This is a genomic window from Serratia aquatilis, assembly GCF_044865145.1.
GTDB classification, from domain to species: domain Bacteria; phylum Pseudomonadota; class Gammaproteobacteria; order Enterobacterales; family Enterobacteriaceae; genus Chania; species Chania aquatilis.
On record NZ_CP173186.1, the window covers coordinates 2,641,899 to 2,658,134 of the forward strand.

Annotated in this window: 15 protein-coding genes and 1 pseudogene; 10 read left to right on the forward strand and 6 right to left on the reverse strand. The window is 51.4% G+C overall.

Annotated elements, in window-relative coordinates:
- The first annotated feature begins 3 nt into the window (after positions 1-3).
- Together SAQUA_RS11855 and SAQUA_RS11860 are read left to right on the forward strand one after the other, a co-directional pair.
- Positions 4-1,578, forward strand: coding sequence for an ABC transporter permease (locus SAQUA_RS11855; RefSeq protein ID WP_380675112.1), 1,575 nt, complete (start codon positions 4-6; stop codon positions 1,576-1,578).
- Positions 1,575-2,612: an ABC transporter ATP-binding protein gene (locus tag SAQUA_RS11860; protein ID WP_380675114.1), complete on the forward strand. Its 1,038-nt coding sequence runs from the start codon at positions 1,575-1,577 to the stop codon at positions 2,610-2,612. Before SAQUA_RS11855 ends, SAQUA_RS11860 begins: the two co-directional genes overlap by 4 nt.
- A gap of 9 nt (positions 2,613-2,621) precedes the next feature.
- Here the strand turns inward: SAQUA_RS11860 and SAQUA_RS11865 are convergent, their stop codons facing one another.
- Positions 2,622-4,106: an alpha/beta hydrolase gene (locus SAQUA_RS11865; RefSeq protein ID WP_380675116.1), complete on the reverse strand. Its 1,485-nt coding sequence runs from the start codon at positions 4,104-4,106 to the stop codon at positions 2,622-2,624.
- Between the two features lie 375 nt (positions 4,107-4,481).
- Between SAQUA_RS11865 and fusA the strand changes: the two genes are divergently transcribed.
- Positions 4,482-6,587, forward strand: a complete 2,106-nt coding sequence (gene fusA / locus SAQUA_RS11870; RefSeq protein ID WP_380675118.1) for an elongation factor G — start codon at positions 4,482-4,484, stop codon at positions 6,585-6,587.
- A 41-nt stretch (positions 6,588-6,628) separates the two neighbouring features.
- Here fusA and SAQUA_RS11875 read toward each other — a convergent pair whose 3' ends face one another.
- Both SAQUA_RS11875 and SAQUA_RS11880 read right to left on the reverse strand, forming a co-directional pair.
- Complete coding sequence (locus SAQUA_RS11875) at positions 6,629-7,594, reverse strand: DMT family transporter (RefSeq protein WP_380675120.1); 966 nt, start codon at positions 7,592-7,594, stop codon at positions 6,629-6,631.
- Positions 7,595-7,675: 81 nt separating this feature from the next.
- The gene (locus SAQUA_RS11880; RefSeq protein WP_380675122.1) at positions 7,676-8,266 is read right to left on the reverse strand and encodes a hypothetical protein; all 591 of its coding nucleotides are present in this window, start codon (positions 8,264-8,266) and stop codon (positions 7,676-7,678) included.
- A gap of 163 nt (positions 8,267-8,429) precedes the next feature.
- Between SAQUA_RS11880 and SAQUA_RS11885 the strand changes: the two are divergent.
- The 3 genes and pseudogenes from SAQUA_RS11885 to ydfG form a co-directional block, all read left to right on the forward strand.
- Positions 8,430-8,876 (forward strand): annotated as a pseudogene (locus tag SAQUA_RS11885) (hypothetical protein); the annotation flags it as partial.
- A gap of 268 nt (positions 8,877-9,144) precedes the next feature.
- The gene (locus SAQUA_RS11890; RefSeq protein WP_380675124.1) at positions 9,145-9,669 is read left to right on the forward strand and encodes a GNAT family N-acetyltransferase; all 525 of its coding nucleotides are present in this window, start codon (positions 9,145-9,147) and stop codon (positions 9,667-9,669) included.
- A gap of 63 nt (positions 9,670-9,732) precedes the next feature.
- On the forward strand, positions 9,733-10,479 hold the full coding sequence (gene ydfG / locus SAQUA_RS11895) for a bifunctional NADP-dependent 3-hydroxy acid dehydrogenase/3-hydroxypropionate dehydrogenase YdfG (protein ID WP_380675126.1): 747 nt from the start codon (positions 9,733-9,735) through the stop codon (positions 10,477-10,479).
- Positions 10,480-10,519: 40 nt separating this feature from the next.
- On the opposite strand, the gene SAQUA_RS11900 is transcribed toward ydfG, so the two are convergent.
- Positions 10,520-10,846: a YnfA family protein gene (locus SAQUA_RS11900; RefSeq protein WP_380675992.1), complete on the reverse strand. Its 327-nt coding sequence runs from the start codon at positions 10,844-10,846 to the stop codon at positions 10,520-10,522.
- Positions 10,847-10,980: 134 nt separating this feature from the next.
- On the opposite strand from SAQUA_RS11900, the gene SAQUA_RS11905 reads away from it, so the two are divergent.
- Together SAQUA_RS11905 and SAQUA_RS11910 are read left to right on the forward strand one after the other, a co-directional pair.
- Positions 10,981-11,349 carry a DUF1283 family protein gene (locus SAQUA_RS11905; RefSeq protein ID WP_380675128.1) on the forward strand — a complete coding sequence of 123 codons (369 nt, stop codon included), beginning with the start codon at positions 10,981-10,983 and terminating at the stop codon, positions 11,347-11,349.
- 79 nt (positions 11,350-11,428) lie between these two features.
- Positions 11,429-11,728, forward strand: a complete 300-nt coding sequence (locus SAQUA_RS11910) for a DUF1161 domain-containing protein (RefSeq protein WP_380675994.1) — start codon at positions 11,429-11,431, stop codon at positions 11,726-11,728.
- A 39-nt stretch (positions 11,729-11,767) separates the two neighbouring features.
- On the opposite strand, the gene SAQUA_RS11915 is transcribed toward SAQUA_RS11910, so the two are convergent.
- The gene (locus SAQUA_RS11915) at positions 11,768-13,255 is read right to left on the reverse strand and encodes an MDR family MFS transporter (protein ID WP_380675130.1); all 1,488 of its coding nucleotides are present in this window, start codon (positions 13,253-13,255) and stop codon (positions 11,768-11,770) included.
- Positions 13,256-13,531: 276 nt separating this feature from the next.
- Here SAQUA_RS11915 and SAQUA_RS11920 point away from each other — a divergent pair, with 276 nt between their 5' ends.
- Positions 13,532-13,981, forward strand: coding sequence for a GNAT family N-acetyltransferase (locus tag SAQUA_RS11920; protein ID WP_380675133.1), 450 nt, complete (start codon positions 13,532-13,534; stop codon positions 13,979-13,981).
- Positions 13,982-14,137: 156 nt separating this feature from the next.
- Positions 14,138-15,418 (forward strand): voltage-gated ClC-type chloride channel ClcB, encoded by a 1,281-nt coding sequence (gene clcB / locus SAQUA_RS11925; RefSeq protein WP_380675135.1) that lies wholly within the window; start codon positions 14,138-14,140, stop codon positions 15,416-15,418.
- On the opposite strand, the gene bioD is transcribed toward clcB, so the two are convergent.
- Positions 15,406-16,086 carry a dethiobiotin synthase gene (gene bioD, locus SAQUA_RS11930; protein WP_380675137.1) on the reverse strand — a complete coding sequence of 227 codons (681 nt, stop codon included), beginning with the start codon at positions 16,084-16,086 and terminating at the stop codon, positions 15,406-15,408. The two genes, clcB and bioD, sit on opposite strands and share 13 nt — an antisense overlap.
- Positions 16,087-16,236 lie beyond the last annotated feature (150 nt).

Consider the following 16,236-nt stretch of genomic DNA (forward strand, 5'->3'; position numbering starts at 1 on the left):
GTCATGTCAAATCATTCATTACTAACCGCCCAGGCAGCACCTGGCCGACGGTATCAACAACGGCCTGGGCTGTGGATTGTCATTTGCGCCCTGCTGCTGTCGCTGTTGGCGCTATTGCCGCTGGGATTTGTGATTGGTGTTGCTATCGACACCGGTTGGCAGACGGTTAAAACTTTAGTTTTCCGGCCTCGCGTTGGGGAATTACTGACTAATACCCTTTTACTGGTGGTTTTCACCCTGCCTTTATGCACATTACTTGGCGTAGCTTTGGCGTGGCTGACCGAGCGTACCCAGTTACCGGGGCGCCGCGTCTGGTCGATACTGGCTACCGCACCATTAGCGGTGCCAGCATTTGTTCAAAGCTACGCCTGGATCAGCCTGTGGCCTTCTATGCACGGTTTGGCCGCAGGCATTTTTATCTCAGTGATCGCCTATTTCCCGTTTATCTACCTGCCCGTTTCCGCCGTGTTGCGCCGTCTCGATCCCGGGATTGAAGATGCTGCAACTTCACTCGGGACTCGCCCGTTGGCAGTTTTCTTCCGGGTTGTTCTGCCACAGCTAAAACTGGCCATCTGGGGAGGATCACTACTGGTGGCGCTGCATTTGCTGGCAGAGTACGGCCTGTACGCCATGATCCGCTTTGATACCTTTACCACGGCCATTTTTGATCAATTCCAGTCTACTTTTAACGGCCCAGCGGCCAATATGCTGGCAGGTGTGCTGGTATTGTGCTGTCTTTTGCTTTTATTGGTGGAGGCGGCAAGCCGTGGCAAGGCACGCTATGCTCGAGTGGGCTCAGGGAGTGCGCGCCGAAAAGCGCCATATCCTCTCAGCCCAGGCATTGGCCTGCTTTGTCAACTGCTACCTCTGGGATTGACCGTACTTGCTTTAGGGGTGCCGTTTATAACTCTGGCACGCTGGCTATATCTGGGGGGATGGGATGTTTGGCACAATAGCGATCTTTGGCCTGCGGTTCGGCAAACGCTGACGCTGGCTGCCAGTGGTGCCATTATTATCACACTGTGTGCCATCCCTATGGCGTGGCTTTCGGTTCGCTACCCTACCCGTTTTTACCGGGTCTTGGAGGGATGCAACTATGTCACCAGTTCGTTGCCAGGCATTGTTGTTGCGTTAGCTTTGGTGACTATCACCATCCACACTTTCCGGCCGATATATCAGACAGAAATCACCCTGCTGTTGGCCTATTTGCTGATGTTTATGCCTAGGGCTCTGATCAATTTACGGGCTGGGATCGCTCAGGCACCGGTTGAACTGGAAAATGTAGCTCGTAGTCTTGGACGAACCCCCTTTCAGGCCTTGCTGAGTACCACCTTGCGGTTGGCTGCACCAGGCGCAGCAGCTGGTGCAGCGCTGGTTTTTCTGGCAATAACCAATGAGCTTACTGCGACTTTGCTACTCGCCCCTACCGGTACCCGGACGCTGGCAACCGGTTTCTGGGCATTAACCAGCGAAATTGACTATGTTGCCGCCGCGCCTTATGCGCTGATCATGGTGGTGCTGTCACTGCCGCTGACCTGGCTTTTATATTCGCAATCTAAACGTACGGCAGGACTATGAGCACGCTTGAACTGCAAAATATTGGTAAATCCTATAATGGGATTAAAGTACTTGAGGGGATTCACCTGAGCGTGGCCGAAGGCAGCCGCACCGCGATTGTTGGCCCTTCAGGCTCAGGAAAAACCACACTGCTGCGTATTATTGCCGGATTTGAAGTACCGGATTGTGGCCAAGTCATGTTGCAAGGTCTCCCTCTGGTTGACCATAAATCATGGGTCCCGGCACATCAGCGTGGGATTGGGTTTGTACCGCAAGATGGTGCTCTGTTTCCCCACTTCAACGTTGCGGGCAATATTGGTTTCGGGTTGAAAGGCAGTAAACTGCAAAAGCAGCACCGTATCGACATGTTGATGGATATGGTCGCACTGGATCGTCGCTTGGCTTCCCTGTGGCCGCATGAACTGTCTGGTGGGCAACAGCAGCGAGTGGCGCTGGCAAGAGCATTATCGCAACAGCCAAAGCTCATGCTGCTCGACGAGCCTTTCTCAGCCTTGGATACCGGACTGCGCGCAGCGACACGTAAGGCGGTTGCAGAGTTACTGGCTGAAGCTAAAGTTGCGTCGATTCTGGTTACGCACGATCAGGCCGAAGCACTGTCATTCGCCGATCAGGTTGCCGTAATGCGTAATGGTTCCTTGGTGCAGGTTGGCGATCCACAAGAGCTCTACCTGCGCCCGGTTGATGAACCCACAGCCACTTTCCTGGGGGAAACACTGGTGTTGACTGCTCATCTGGAGCAGGGTTGGGCAGACTGTGTTCTTGGCCGAGTTGCCGTTGACGATAGTCTACGCAGTGGCCCTGCTCGCATCATGCTGCGCCCGGAACAGATTCAGATCGGGCTTTCTCCGCAACCGGAACAGCGCCAGGCAACGGTCACCAGTATCGACTTTGCCGGGTTTGTTTCCACCCTCAGTCTGCTGATGGCCGACAGTGATGAGACCGTGGAAATTAAGGCGATCAGCCGAGGGGCGATCTATCCCGGCGCCAGCGTTAGCCTCAATATTCTTGGTCAGGCTCACATATTCAGCCGCTGAACCGAATGTTCAGTGGCAACTTCTGTCTCGGCGGAGTTTGTGCGGCCTCAGCAAATAGTCTACCACTGCCTCATCTACGCAACGGTTACTGCCGGTTAGAGCCAGCGTATGCCCATCCCCTTCGCGGGTGATGAGGGGGCTTCTGAATGCAGCGGACATCTGGCGGGCATTGCGGTAAGGCGTAACAGGATCATAACGCTGGGCAACGAACAGCAACGGCGGTAGTGCGGCAGAAAGAACCGGAGTATGTGGCGCATATTTACCTGGATAAGGCCAGAAATCACAGGTATCAAGGGGATATTCATGTAATGGCAGATAGTTGGGAAACGAGGCTGCAGTATTGATTTGCTGGCTCTGTCTGCGCAGCATCTGTTTATCTGCATCTGGTCTTGCCGTATCCGCGCAGGTGATCACCATCCGAGCATCGTCGGTATACGGGCTATAGTTTTCGTCGATCAGTTCGGTTTCCTGATTGTCAGCCGTGCCAGAATCGATTTTACGCAATGCACTAGCCAGCTCAGGCCAGCGTTCTCGCTTTGGCAATAAATTGCGGGTCAGTGTCACCACATCTTCCGAAGAGATCTCGTAGCCAGATTGGGTGACCAAGGGGGCATCGTGCAATTTGTATAACATCCCATGAAAGAGCTGAATAGCTTTGTTGGGTTCGCTGGTTAACTGGCAGGAGCCGGTTTTCTGACAATAGTCAGCAAAACGCAGAAAGCTTTGCTGAAAACCCCGCTGCTGATTGATACGCTGGGTAAACTCATCCTCCGTCAGATCCACCACGCCATCCAGTACCAGCGCCCGAGTTTTCTTCGGGAAACGTTCAGCGTATAGCTGGGCAACCTTGGTACCATAAGAATAGGCCACGGCGGTCAATTCGCGTTCACCTAACGCCTGGCGAATGGTATCCAGATCGTTGACCGCTTCGTGAGTACCAATGTGCTGTACTACATCGGTTCCCGTCTGTTTGATGCATGCATCAACCGTGTTACGCGCCTGCTGTTCAATCCCGGAAATATCATTTTCATCCGGTAACAGGGTCTCTTCGCTTTCTGTCAGTTGGCAGGATATTTTGGGCTTTGACTGCCCCACCCCTCGCGGGTCATAACCGATAATGTCGTAGGACTTTTGCAATTTCCGCGCGGCTTCCTTTTCGGCAATCTGCGGGTTGATCCCCTGCAGACCAGGGCCACCCGGAACAATTACCACGCTACCTTTCCTGGCACCCATGGCGGGCAGCCGCGTGAGCGCCAGCCGTACAGTATGCCCCGCCTGCCCGGAAGTATTCTGATAGCTCAATGGCGCTTCAACATAACCGCACTGTAAAGCGGTTGGTGGAGGCACGTCATTGAACCAGTGCCGAAAGGATAGGCTGCTACAGGGTTGCCATTCAATAGTGCCTTTGACCGGGACTGTGTTGCGAGAATGCTTGGCATGTGCAGGCATTTGTACTGCAACAGCCAGCAAAAACAGAACACGGAATGCAGACATGACGGGTCCTTTTAACAAAAGGTGTTATTCTGATTTTAAATGTCCGAAATTAAACAACCTACCAACAGCATGTGAAAGCGATGTCAGGCTAGCTTTGATTTGTACTTTTGCCTATTACAGACATCGTTCAATAACGACAGCACTGCGTACAAATGGCCCCATCCCTGCGGGTCGCGCCCCAAAAAGCCCATCTTCTGCGTTGTCGGGCTTGAACAGACGGCCACTCTGCCCTGCGCCCTCCGCCTTGATAATGGGCTTTTGGGTCTGCGACGGCACCACGGACAGTTAAGGGACACGGTCTAGTACACAATTACGGGTTGTCCTTATTTACTCTACTGTCAGAACATCACGCCATACGGCTAAGAAAGGTTGATTATGACACGTACCACACCTATTGAACGTTACCGCAATATCGGCATCTCGGCGCACATTGATGCCGGTAAAACCACCACGACCGAGCGGATCCTCTTTTACACCGGAGTCAGCCATAAGCTGGGTGAAGTCCATAACGGTGCCGCCACCATGGACTGGATGGCTCAAGAACAGGAACGCGGTATCACCATTACCTCTGCGGCAACCACCTGCTTTTGGAACGGCATGGAGCATAATTTTGCTCAGCATCGAATCAATATCATTGATACACCAGGACACGTCGACTTCACCATCGAGGTGGAACGCTCAATGCGCGTGCTGGATGGTGCAGTGATGGTGTATGACTCAGTGGGTGGCGTGCAGCCGCAATCAGAAACCGTTTGGCGTCAGGCCAATAAATATAAAGTCCCGCGTTTGGCTTTCGTCAACAAGATGGACCGTACCGGTGCGGATTTTTTCCGCGTTCGGCGAATGATGATCGAACGGTTGAAAGCCAACCCAGTGCCAGTGGTGATACCGATTGGTGCTGAAGAGCATTTCACCGGAGTGGTGGACCTGGTCCGCATGCAGGCCATTTTGTGGGACGACGCGACTCAGGGCATGACCTACCGCTTTGAAGCGATCCCTGCCGAAATGATGGAGATCGCCAACGAGTGGCGTGACAAGATGATTGAAGCTGCGGCAGAAGCTTCTGAGGAATTGATGGACAAATACCTCAATCAGGTCGAACTGACGAATGAGGAAATTGTTCAAGGGTTACGTACCCGAACCATCGCCGGAGAGATCCAGCCGATGCTGTGTGGGTCAGCGTTTCGCAATAAAGGTATCCAGCGCATGCTGGACGCAGTGATCGAACTGATGCCTTCACCGCTGGACGTGCCGCCGATGGAGGGCCATGACGAGCACGACAAGATCGTTATTCGCAAGGCTGACGACAACGAGAAATTCTCGGCCTTGGCTTTCAAACTGATGACCGATCCGTTTGTCGGCCAATTGACTTTTGTACGCGTCTATTCAGGCATTCTGGTCAAAGGTGACAGTGTGTATAACCCGGTTAAAGGGAAAAAGGAGCGCATTGGCCGTATTGTGCAGATGCACGCCAACGACCGTAAAGAAGTGGATGAGTTGCATGCCGGTGACATTGCCGCCTGCGTTGGCCTGAAGGATGTCACTACTGGCGATACGTTGTGCGATCCGAATGCCATTATCACTCTGGAGCGCATGGTGTTTCCTGAACCGGTAATTGCGCAAGCGATTGAACCCAAGACCAAAGCCGATCAGGAAAAAATGGGGATTGCGCTGCAACGCCTGACTTCTGAAGACCCTTCATTGCGCGTGCGCACCGACGAGGACTCTGGGCAGACGATTATCTACGGTATGGGTGAGTTGCACCTGGAGATTATTGTCGATCGCATGCGCCGCGAGTTTGGCGTTGAAACCAACACCGGGAAACCGCAGGTTTCCTATCGTGAAACCCTGCGCAAGAAAGTCACCGACGTGGAAGGAAAATTTGTGCGTCAGTCCGGTGGTAAAGGCCAATACGGCCACGTGGTGCTGACGGTGGAGCCGAACGAAGCCGGAAAAGGTTTTGAGTTCTTTGATGAGATCAAAGGAGGGGTGATCCCCGGCGAGTATATCCCCGCAGTGAAAAAAGGCATTCTGGAAGCCCTTAACAATGGTGTACTGGCGGGTTACCAGATGGTCGATGTCAAAGTGCGTCTGACCTTTGGTTCTTACCACGATGTCGACTCCTCGGAACAGGCTTTCCGGATGGCGGCGATCTTTGGCTTTAAAGAGGCCTGCCGCCAAGCCAGCCCGGTGATCCTGGAGCCGATCATGGCGGTAGAGGTTGAAACGCCGGAGGACTACGCGGGTAACGTTATGGGGGATTTGTCTTCACGCCGCGGTATGGTTCAGGGTATGGAGGATATTCCAGGCGGTGGTGGCAAGGTGATCCATGCCAAAGTCCCTCTGTCCGAGATGTTCGGCTATTCCACGACTCTGCGATCAATGTCGCAAGGCCGCGCCACCTATACGATGGAGTTCAGCAACTATGCGGAAGCTCCGCGTAATGTGGCCGAAGAGATCATCCAGCGCAGCAAACGTTAATTGATGGCGGCTACGGGTAAAACCGTAGCCGTGTTTCTGGCTTATCGCACTTCTGCCAACGGCATAACCACTGGTTCAGGCTTGATACGCATAGCGTAGACAACGCCAATCATCAAACAGGCAATACCGCATAGCGTCAGTAACGGCGGCCAGGCGTTACGCAGCATAAAGGTGTAGGCTAAACCGGCCAGTATCTCGAACACGATCAATGGGCCAACCAGCACCGTAGGTAAACGTTGGCTTGCCTCATTCCAACATAATGTACCGAGCCAGGAACACAGCACACCAATGGCTATCATTAAAGGAATAAACACTTCAGGGCGCGGGCCAAACGGCAAAGCGAATTGAGGTTGTGTCAGTGCCAGTTGCCCACACACCAATAAATAACCCAGTAGTGCCAATGGCAAGGTCACGAGCCCTTGTGCCGTTGCCCAGGTAGCAGGACTTTTACCTGGATTTTTACGCAGCCACAAAGCATTGCGCAAAGGAAACCAGGTCCAGCATACGACCGCCAGCAGAGCAAGGCCGACGCCACTGGAGTAGCGCCAGATATCTACCGGGCCACTATTGCTGCGCAATTCCGCTACATTCACCAGAATCAACCCAGCCGCAATCAATAACATTGCAGGGGTTAATTTACGCCATGCGAGTCGGCCATCGTGATGGCCATAAAACAGATTGGCGCTTACAGAAATCACCACCGGCAACGTACCGATAATCATGGTAGATACCGGTGCACCGGTACGCTGGATCGCACTGGCTAAAAACAGGTAATACAATAGATTACCGATGGCAGTAAGTTTCAACGCTTCCAGCCAATCCTTAGCCAGCAATTGACGCAGGCGGCGGCGATCCAACCATGCCAGGGGCAAAACGATTAGCCCAAAAGCCAAATAGCGCCCGGTTGATTGCAGCGCCGCTGGGTAGTCCGGCACCATCACCGGGCCAACAAAGATCAACCCCCACATTAATCCAGCCGCCAGGGCAAACATCACACCGATAAACATAATGATCCTATAACCAAAAGGTTGACCACGCCGTGCGACAACAGAAACTCAAAACCAATCGTAAATCGTAAGTGGGCAATGTTATGTCAGCTTCAGCAAGGTTTCCAACGCGGTCATTGAACGCCCTCTTCTGCTGAATCCAGCACGATACCAGACAGATCCGGTTTTGCCTTGTACTTCATCCAGCAGCCATCGCTGATTCATCACCTCGACCAGAGTTTTGGCGGTGTCTACACATTTTATTATCAGCCAAACGGCGGCTAGCAAGCCGATGCTCAACAGCCAAACGCTGTATATCTGCCTCATTTGTACAACCAGCATCAGCAATGCGATTGCCTGAATGATGAATTTGCTTATAAATGCGCGCATAAAGAAGGTGCGCAAATGTTCTTGAATGGCAAAACAGGGGTTGGTTAACGAACTGCGAGTTTCCTGTACTGGAATGCCCTGCACGTAGACCGTCCATTGCGACATTTCTTTCGGGATCGCGACCAGGCTTTTCTCTTTTAATCGATGCAGCCTCATTGAAATAATCACCGGGAAAAAGACCCCAAACAGTAATCCATAGAAAATGAGAGCAGTGATACCCAATAAAGCCAAGCCAACAGCAAAGAATACCAACAGGAAAACTTTCCCTGAATAGAACCAGAAAGGTGCCACTTGATAATTCATAAATTCCCTCTCGTATTAACCGTTTATTTTTCTCAAGCTTGTACCGAGTGTAACGTTTTACCAGAAAAATTGGACCCAAAGGAAGTGATTTGGCGGTGCATTGATGGTGCCTGTAGGCCGAATGGTAGTATTACGAAGCACCGCTAAATCCGACTTGATCAATGCCTTTCCGTTGGCAGAAGTATGGGCAATGAGGATAAAAAGTTACACCGTCACTATTACCGGTGGGACGCTGTTCCGTATTGCAATTGGTGCAGTGCCTTTCCTGCTGCCCTTAATGTCCCAGATTGGTTTTGGATTGAACGCCTTCGACGCCGGTTTGTTAGTGCTGGCCGTATTTGCCGGTAATCTGGTTATGAAGCCATTTACCTCTGCTATTCTCTATCGTTTCCGTACTACGTTGGTAGTCAACGGATTACTGAATGCTGCAACCATTTTCGCCTGTGCACTGTCACTGCGTTTGGCAGAGTTGTTGCTGCCACAGACCGGTGACGGCATGCAACTCGCCGATTTCCATCTGGCTTTTATCGCTATCATCGCCTTATTGGCGGTGTTAGACAGTTTTACGCTCGGGGCGGAGGCGGGAAATGAAATCCGTCAAAAGGTATGAGTCAAGAAGCCCCCTCAAAAATCTAGGGCAACCAAGGTAAGGAGTTAAACAATGGAATACCGTCAACTTGGCCATTCTGGGCTGAAAGTTTCGGTGCTAAGTTTGGGCACCATGACCTTTGGAGGACATGATCGGTTATTGCTAGCACCACCCCTGGAGAAAAAATAGGTCGCATCTGCCGCCAATCAACGTAATATCGATGATCCGCCCTAATTGTAATGAGGGGCGGATTTTCACCGTATTGGGCCTGAACAGCGAGGTAATAATAATGATCCACAGTGACCTTACTCAGTGCCATGTGAACACCGTTCGGTTGTTGATTGCCCCATTTACCGCAGCAGACGCCAATGATGTTTACCAGGCGATAACCCCAACGTTGACACGCTTTTTAACCTTTGAACCAGAAGAATCCCCAGAAGCCTTTGCCAATATCTGGCAAAGCTGGCTGCCGTTGATCCGTGAGGGTGAAGAAATCTTCTTTGTTGCCCGGTTACGCGACACTAGAGAGTTCGTCGGTATGGGGGGAATACACAATCTGCACAGCCAGACACCGGAACTGGGTATCTGGGTAAAAGAAAGTCTGCATAAAAAGGGGTATGGCCGCGAAATGCTGCACGCGATGACAAAGTGGGCCAGCGAGCGTTATCAGCCACCTTACTTTATCTACCCGGTAGCCGAGCAGAACACACCAAGCCGCCGCCTGGCTGAATCACTGGGCGCTACGCAGCATGGACGGCGTGAGAATATAAAATATGACTGCGTGGTTTACCACCTGCCGGCGATCGCTGATTAAGTTTGCTGGTATGCTGGGGCCACGTTAAAGTTGACGCAGGGAAAACAGTTGAGGAACAGTAACATGATCATTTTTGTCACGGGTGCCACCTCCGGATTTGGTGAAGCTATTGCCCGTAAGTTTGTGCGTGAGGGTCATCAGGTCATTGCCGCGGGCCGCCGATTGGAACGCCTGGAAGCTTTACAGGCAGAGTTGGGTGAAGCGCTGCATATTGTGCGCCTTGATGTCCGCAACCGTGCAGCCATTCAACAGGCCGTCGAAGCGTTGCCGGCTTCACTACGAAATATCGATGTTCTGGTCAATAACGCCGGTTTGGCGTTAGGCCTGGAGCCTGCGCATAAAGCTAATGCCGACGATTGGGAAACCATGATCGATACTAACACCAAAGGGCTGGTAAATATGACCCGTGCGTTACTGCCTGCAATGGTGGAACGGGATATTGGCCATGTGATTAATATCGGTTCTACCGCTGCCAACTGGCCTTATGCCGGGGGTAACGTTTACGGTGCTACCAAGGCTTTCGTGAAACAGTTCAGCCTAGGGTTGCGCGCAGACCTGCACGGCACCCGTATTCGCGTCACCGACATCGAGCCGGGCATGGTAGGTGGCACCGAGTTCTCCAATGTCCGCTTCAAGGGCGATGACGGCAGAGTGGGGAAAACCTATCAAGGTGCCGACGCGCTGACACCAGAAGATATTGCCGAGTCGGTATTCTGGGTAGCTACCCTGCCTGCTCGAGTCAACATTAATACGCTGGAAATGATGCCGGTCTGTCAGTCGTTCGCGGGGCTGAGCATTCACCGCGGGTAATAATCTCTTTTTGGCAGGGTTTGCCCCCTGCCATTGCTGCTTAGGTTGTTCGCCAACCAGAAACGATAATCAACATTCCCAATAACGCCACGCCGGCTCCCAACCAGTCCATTGACGAAAGTTTTACCCCATCAACCACTCTTAGCCACAGCAACGCTGTTGCCACATATACTCCACCGTAGGCGGCATAGACACGCCCGCTTGCAGCCGGGTGCAGTGTCAGTAACCAAACAAACATCATCAGGCTAGCCGCCGCAGGCAGCAATAACCAGATATTGCCGCCTTTCTTTAGCCACAGATAAGGTAGAAAGCAGCCCACGATTTCAGCCAATGCGGTGACAAAGAACAACAAGGTGGTTTTTAACATCACTGATACAATCTCTCTGTAAATTAAACGAATGCGGCTGTGTGCTGGTGCAAGACAAGATCACGGTGATATATTTAGCCGGATTAACAGCCGGTGCTGCTGAACAGGCAACACTAACTTATAAGGACGAAACGATGAAATTATTTTCCATTCAACAAGTGCTACGCGGGATGCTGCCGGTTGCCATGCTGATCTTCGCTGGAGCCTGGCAGGCCCCTGTCTTGGCTGCCACCTGTACCCAGGGCAGCACTTGCGTCACTGTCGACGGTAGTGGTGGTGCGGCGTTGAGCAACGAGCAGGCTCGTGAAAATAAAGAACAGTGGAATGATACCAAGTCCTTGCGTAACAAGGTGAATACCCGTGTTGAGAAGGAGTTTGACAAGCTGGATCATGCCATCGATGCTGAAGAGCGCTGCAACGATAGCAGTAATCTCAGCGCCTATTGGGAGCCAAACACCCGCAAATGCCTTGATCGCAAAACCGGGCGCCAGATTAATCCATAATCGACAAATAAGGTTAAACCATTCACCTTAAAGCTGTTATTGTGATGAGGGATACTCATTCTCAAATAAGGATTGAATGATGAAAAAAGCGCTTGTGATTGGTGTTCTGTTGCTGACAACCGCTCCGCTGGCTGCTTTTGCCTCATGCGAGAGTATTAAAGCGGACATATCACAAAAGATTGTTAACAATGGTGTTCCTGAGTCTGGCTTCAAGTTGGTCATTGTGCCAAACGATCAGGTAAGTCAGGCTGGTGGACAGGTTGTTGGCCATTGCGGACAAGACACCCAGAAGATTGTTTATATTCGCTCAAATAATGGTGATGACAGCGTTGATACGCCGCAAACCGGCACCAGTCAAGATACCCAATCTTCGCAATAATCCGCTACTGGGCGCAAACTGCGCCCTTTATTTTTAAGCCTACGTCTGCTTAGCCTCTTCACCTTCCCCCTGTGGCCGATGACGCGCCGGGATCAGCATAGCCGCAGCCAGCGCAAACAGCGATATCAAAGCCGAAGTCAGGAATACCCAATGCAGGGAAGCCGCAACCTGAGCTGTAATAAACACCAAGGCATCGGGTTGCAATGCGTGGCGTAGCGCCGGATCCATTAATTGCTGCAGAGGATCGTCCGTTTGCGGTAATCGCATTTGCAGATTGATATTGAGCGCTGCACCAAGGATAGCGGTGCCGATAGCCGACCCAACCATCCTGGTAAAAACCGTACAAGCGGTAGCAATCCCTCGAATGCTGAAATGCGCCGCATTTTGCACCGAGACCAGGAAGGTTGTGTTACATAACCCCATACCTGCCCCCACCATAAAAGCAGCAACACGGCCCCACAGCAGACCACCGGTAGGTTGTAACAACAACAGGATCAACCCACCGACAACCAGCAGCAAGGCACCAAGCAATGCCGTTGTGCGATAAGAGGTCAACAGCATCAGACGACCACTCAGCGTGCTGGCCAGCGGCCAACCAATCGACATCAACGCCAAGGTCGTCCCTGCCTCAAGTGGAGTTCCTCCCTTTACTCCCTGAATAAAGGTTGGCAGGAACGCGCTGATGCCCATCATTGCCGCTCCTATGGCAATCCCGCCAATATTGCCCGCTATAATCACGCGGTTTTGCCACAATTCAATAGGAAACAGCGGCTCAGGGGCACGGCGTTCCTGGCGGATAAGCATGATCAAGGAAACCAGAGAGAACACTAACAGTGGGAGCACCCACACGCCTAGCATTTCTGCCTGGAGCAGTGCCAGCAACAAAGTAGAGACAAAAATTGTCAGCCAGGCCGTTCCTGCCAGATCCAGAGCGTGCTGGCGTACCTGTTGGTGAGCAGGTAAATAGCGGCCCAGGAAAAACATGGCCAACAAACCAATAGGCAAATTCACCCAGAACACCAATGCCCATGGCAGATGTTGCACAATGAATGCCCCGAGTAATGGGCCAATAATTGCAGAAACACCCCAAACGCTGGAAATATAGCCCATGACTTTAGGCCGTTCGGTAGCACTGTAAATATCACCGATGATGGTAGTGGCGATCGGCATGATCGCACCCGCACCAAGCCCTTGCAGTAGGCGGAAAGCGATCAACCAGTACATATTTTGCGAAAAGCCGCACAGGATAGAACCCAGCAGAAATAAAGTGGCACCAAAGAAAAAGATACGTTTGCGCCCATATAAATCGGCCAATCGGCCATAGATGGGGATGGTAATAGCCTGTGCCAATAAATAGACGGAAAACACCCACCCCAACAGCGAAAATCCGCCAAGATCGCCAATAATCGTTGGCATCGCCGTAGCGACGATGGTCGCTTCAATGGCAGACATGAACATCGCCAGCATACAGGCGATCAAGATAAGTGGCCGACGAGCAACTGGGGTAAAAGATACTTGAGTAGTCATTAGGTTAGCGAGAGTCTCTTGTTCTGCTTTTCACAGAGTATAACAGCCGGATAATGCTCTGTGAGTTGTCAAAATCCATTCTGCACTTTTCTGGTTAAAGAAAGCATCATTTAGACATTTAGTGACAACGTCACAAACATTATGGTCGTGAAGCAATTAATGCAAACTCGGGGTTAAAAATCAATCAAAAACGCGCTCGAAATCAGATATCCTTTAGCTGCATTTTTAGCCTACTACCTCCATTTAAAATATGAACAGAAAAAAACCGAGGCCACCATGTTAATAAGAGTCGCAGACGCTACAGACATTACAGATATTTTTCGTGTTCGCATCAGTGTGAATGAAAACAAAGCCTCCATGGCTGTTTTAGCAAAATACGGCATAACGCCAGAATCATTACCAGCGATGTTATTAGGTAGAGGCCGCGGATGGGTAGTTGAAATTGATCGAGTTATTCGCGCTTTCGCTATGGCCCACGCAGATAACGCCACCATTTTTGCACTGTTTGTCGAGCCTGGCTTCGAAAAACAGGGCTTAGGCCGCAAATTAATGAACCAGGCAGAGAACTGGCTTAAAGAGATGGGATGTGCTGACGTTTGGCTAGAAACAGATAGCAATATGCAGGTGCGCGCTAACGGATTTTACCGTCATCTTGGCTGGAGCGAGAGCAACATACAGCCTGATGGACAAGTAAAGTTTGTTAAGAACTTGACGAGTGTTAAATAATTAAAATCAAAGTGTTAATGATTCCCTCGAAGTTGGCGTAAGTTTCTACGCTGTTTGTTCGCAAATCAGGTAGATAGTAAAAGATTCACTGGTCTTCAGGCCAGTGGGCAAGCACAATACTCCCCTAACCTTTTTTGTCTCACAGCTTGCCAGCGTATGAAACGATTGGTCCATCTGCACCATTATCGCGCCCTATTACGGCGTCTGTTTATTGCCCTCTTTCTCGGTGTTTCCGCTGCATTGGTCGTTTGGCTTTTTCACCGCTCTATGCTTGGGCTCGAATGGCTATTGTTGGATCACGGCAGCGGTAGTCTGGTTGCGGCTGCCGCAGCTCTACCAAGTTGGCGCAGAGCTCTGACACCTGCCCTCGGTGGGCTGGCAGCGGGTTTATTGCTATGGCTTTACCAGCGTTATCAGCCCCTGCGTTCTGCGGCTCCCACCGATTATATGGAAGCAATCAATACCGGTGATGGGAGACTGGATGTTGGGGCCAGCCTGGTAAAAAGCCTCGCTTCATTGTTGGTGGTTTCCAGTGGCAGCGCCATTGGCCGTGAAGGTGCCATGATCCTGCTGGCAGCGCTGGTTGGCTCAATTTTTGCCCAACGTTTTACCCACGCAAGGGAATGGAAACTGTGGGTGGCTTGCGCTGCGGCTGCCGGGATGGCCAGTGCTTATCATGCACCGTTGGCGGGCAGCTTGTTTATCGCCGAGATCCTGTTTGGTTCCCTGATGCTGGCCTCTCTTGGCCCGGTAGTCATTGCCGCCGTAACCGCACTGTTGATCACCAATCTGCTTAATGGCGGTCAAACACCGTTGTACATCGTGGAGCCATTTAGCGCTCCGTTACCGATCCAATATCTGTTGATGGCGTTACTAGGCGTTTTGGCGGGCGTATGCGGCCCTGCTTTTCTATGGGCGATGGAATCAAGCAGACGATTTTTCCTCAGGCTGAATCTTATACCACCCTTGCAGTTGGCTCTGGGGGGCTTGGTGGTCGGACTGCTCTCACTGCTGTTTCCCGAAGTCTGGGGTAATGGCTATAGCGTAGTGCAGATATTACTCTCATCGCCACCGAGCGTTTTGTTGGTGGCAGCCATTCTGATTTGCAAGCTTTTAGCGGTGCTGGCCAGCAGCGGTTCTGGTGCTCCCGGCGGCGTATTCACACCGACACTGTTTGTTGGAGCTGCGCTGGGTTCTTTGATTGGCCAGCTTTGCGCTATGTGGCCTGAGTTGGGCAGCACAGTACCAATTCTGATGGCACTGACCGGTATGGCAACATTACTTGCGGCGACCACTCATGCCCCAATTATGGCTGCACTAATGGTATTTGAAATGACCGGGGAATATACGCTTCTGCCTGGTATGCTGTTAGCAAGCGTTATTGCCACGACTATTGCACGCGGGCTGCGCCCGCGGTCTGTCTATCACAATGCGTAGCGATCCATCAGAATTGAAATGTCCAGATATTGCGCCAGTTCGCGTTGTTCAGCGCGCGGCAGATAAGGAATTTCACCTAACAATGGTGCAGGTATGCGTTGCTGTAATGCATCGATGGTTTCAGCATAGTGAGGCATTCCTGGGTTAATGCGATTTGCTACCCATCCTAATAATGGTAAGCCATCATTAATAATTGATTGCGCAGTCAGGAGAGCATGGCTGATGCAGCCCAACTTGATACCTACCACTAGAATAATCGGCAATTGCTCCTGTACCACCCATTCTGCGTAAGGACGCAGATCATTCATCAGCACACGCCAACCACCGCTGCCTTCAACCACCACGGTATCTGCCTTGCCGGAAAGATGTTTCAACCCTCGGCTCATTATGCCGTAGTCAATATTCTGCGTGGATGCAGTATGGAATACTTCGTCCAGACAGGTAATCGGGTTTATTTCTTCGTATGAAAGCGGGAGTGTGGAAGATGCCTGTAAAACCAAAGCGTCTCTATTCCGAATGCCTTCGCTGGTTTCCTGGCAACTCGCAGCAATAGGCTTATAACCTGCTGTTGAAAGACCATTTGCGGCAAAAGCCTGCAATAACCCTCGGGAAACCACGGTCTTACCCACGTCGGTATCCGTGCCTGTAACAAATAAACGCTTTAACATGAATAAATTGCCCTGAAATGCTCCGTTAACAAAAGAACCGCCGTTAGTCACAGCGCGAGTGTAGCTAAACGGAGAAAAGTCTAGGGGATGCAAATCAACAGCGGCTTGAGATAGCTCAATCTTTTGTCGCTAAATAATAAGAAGTTCTGA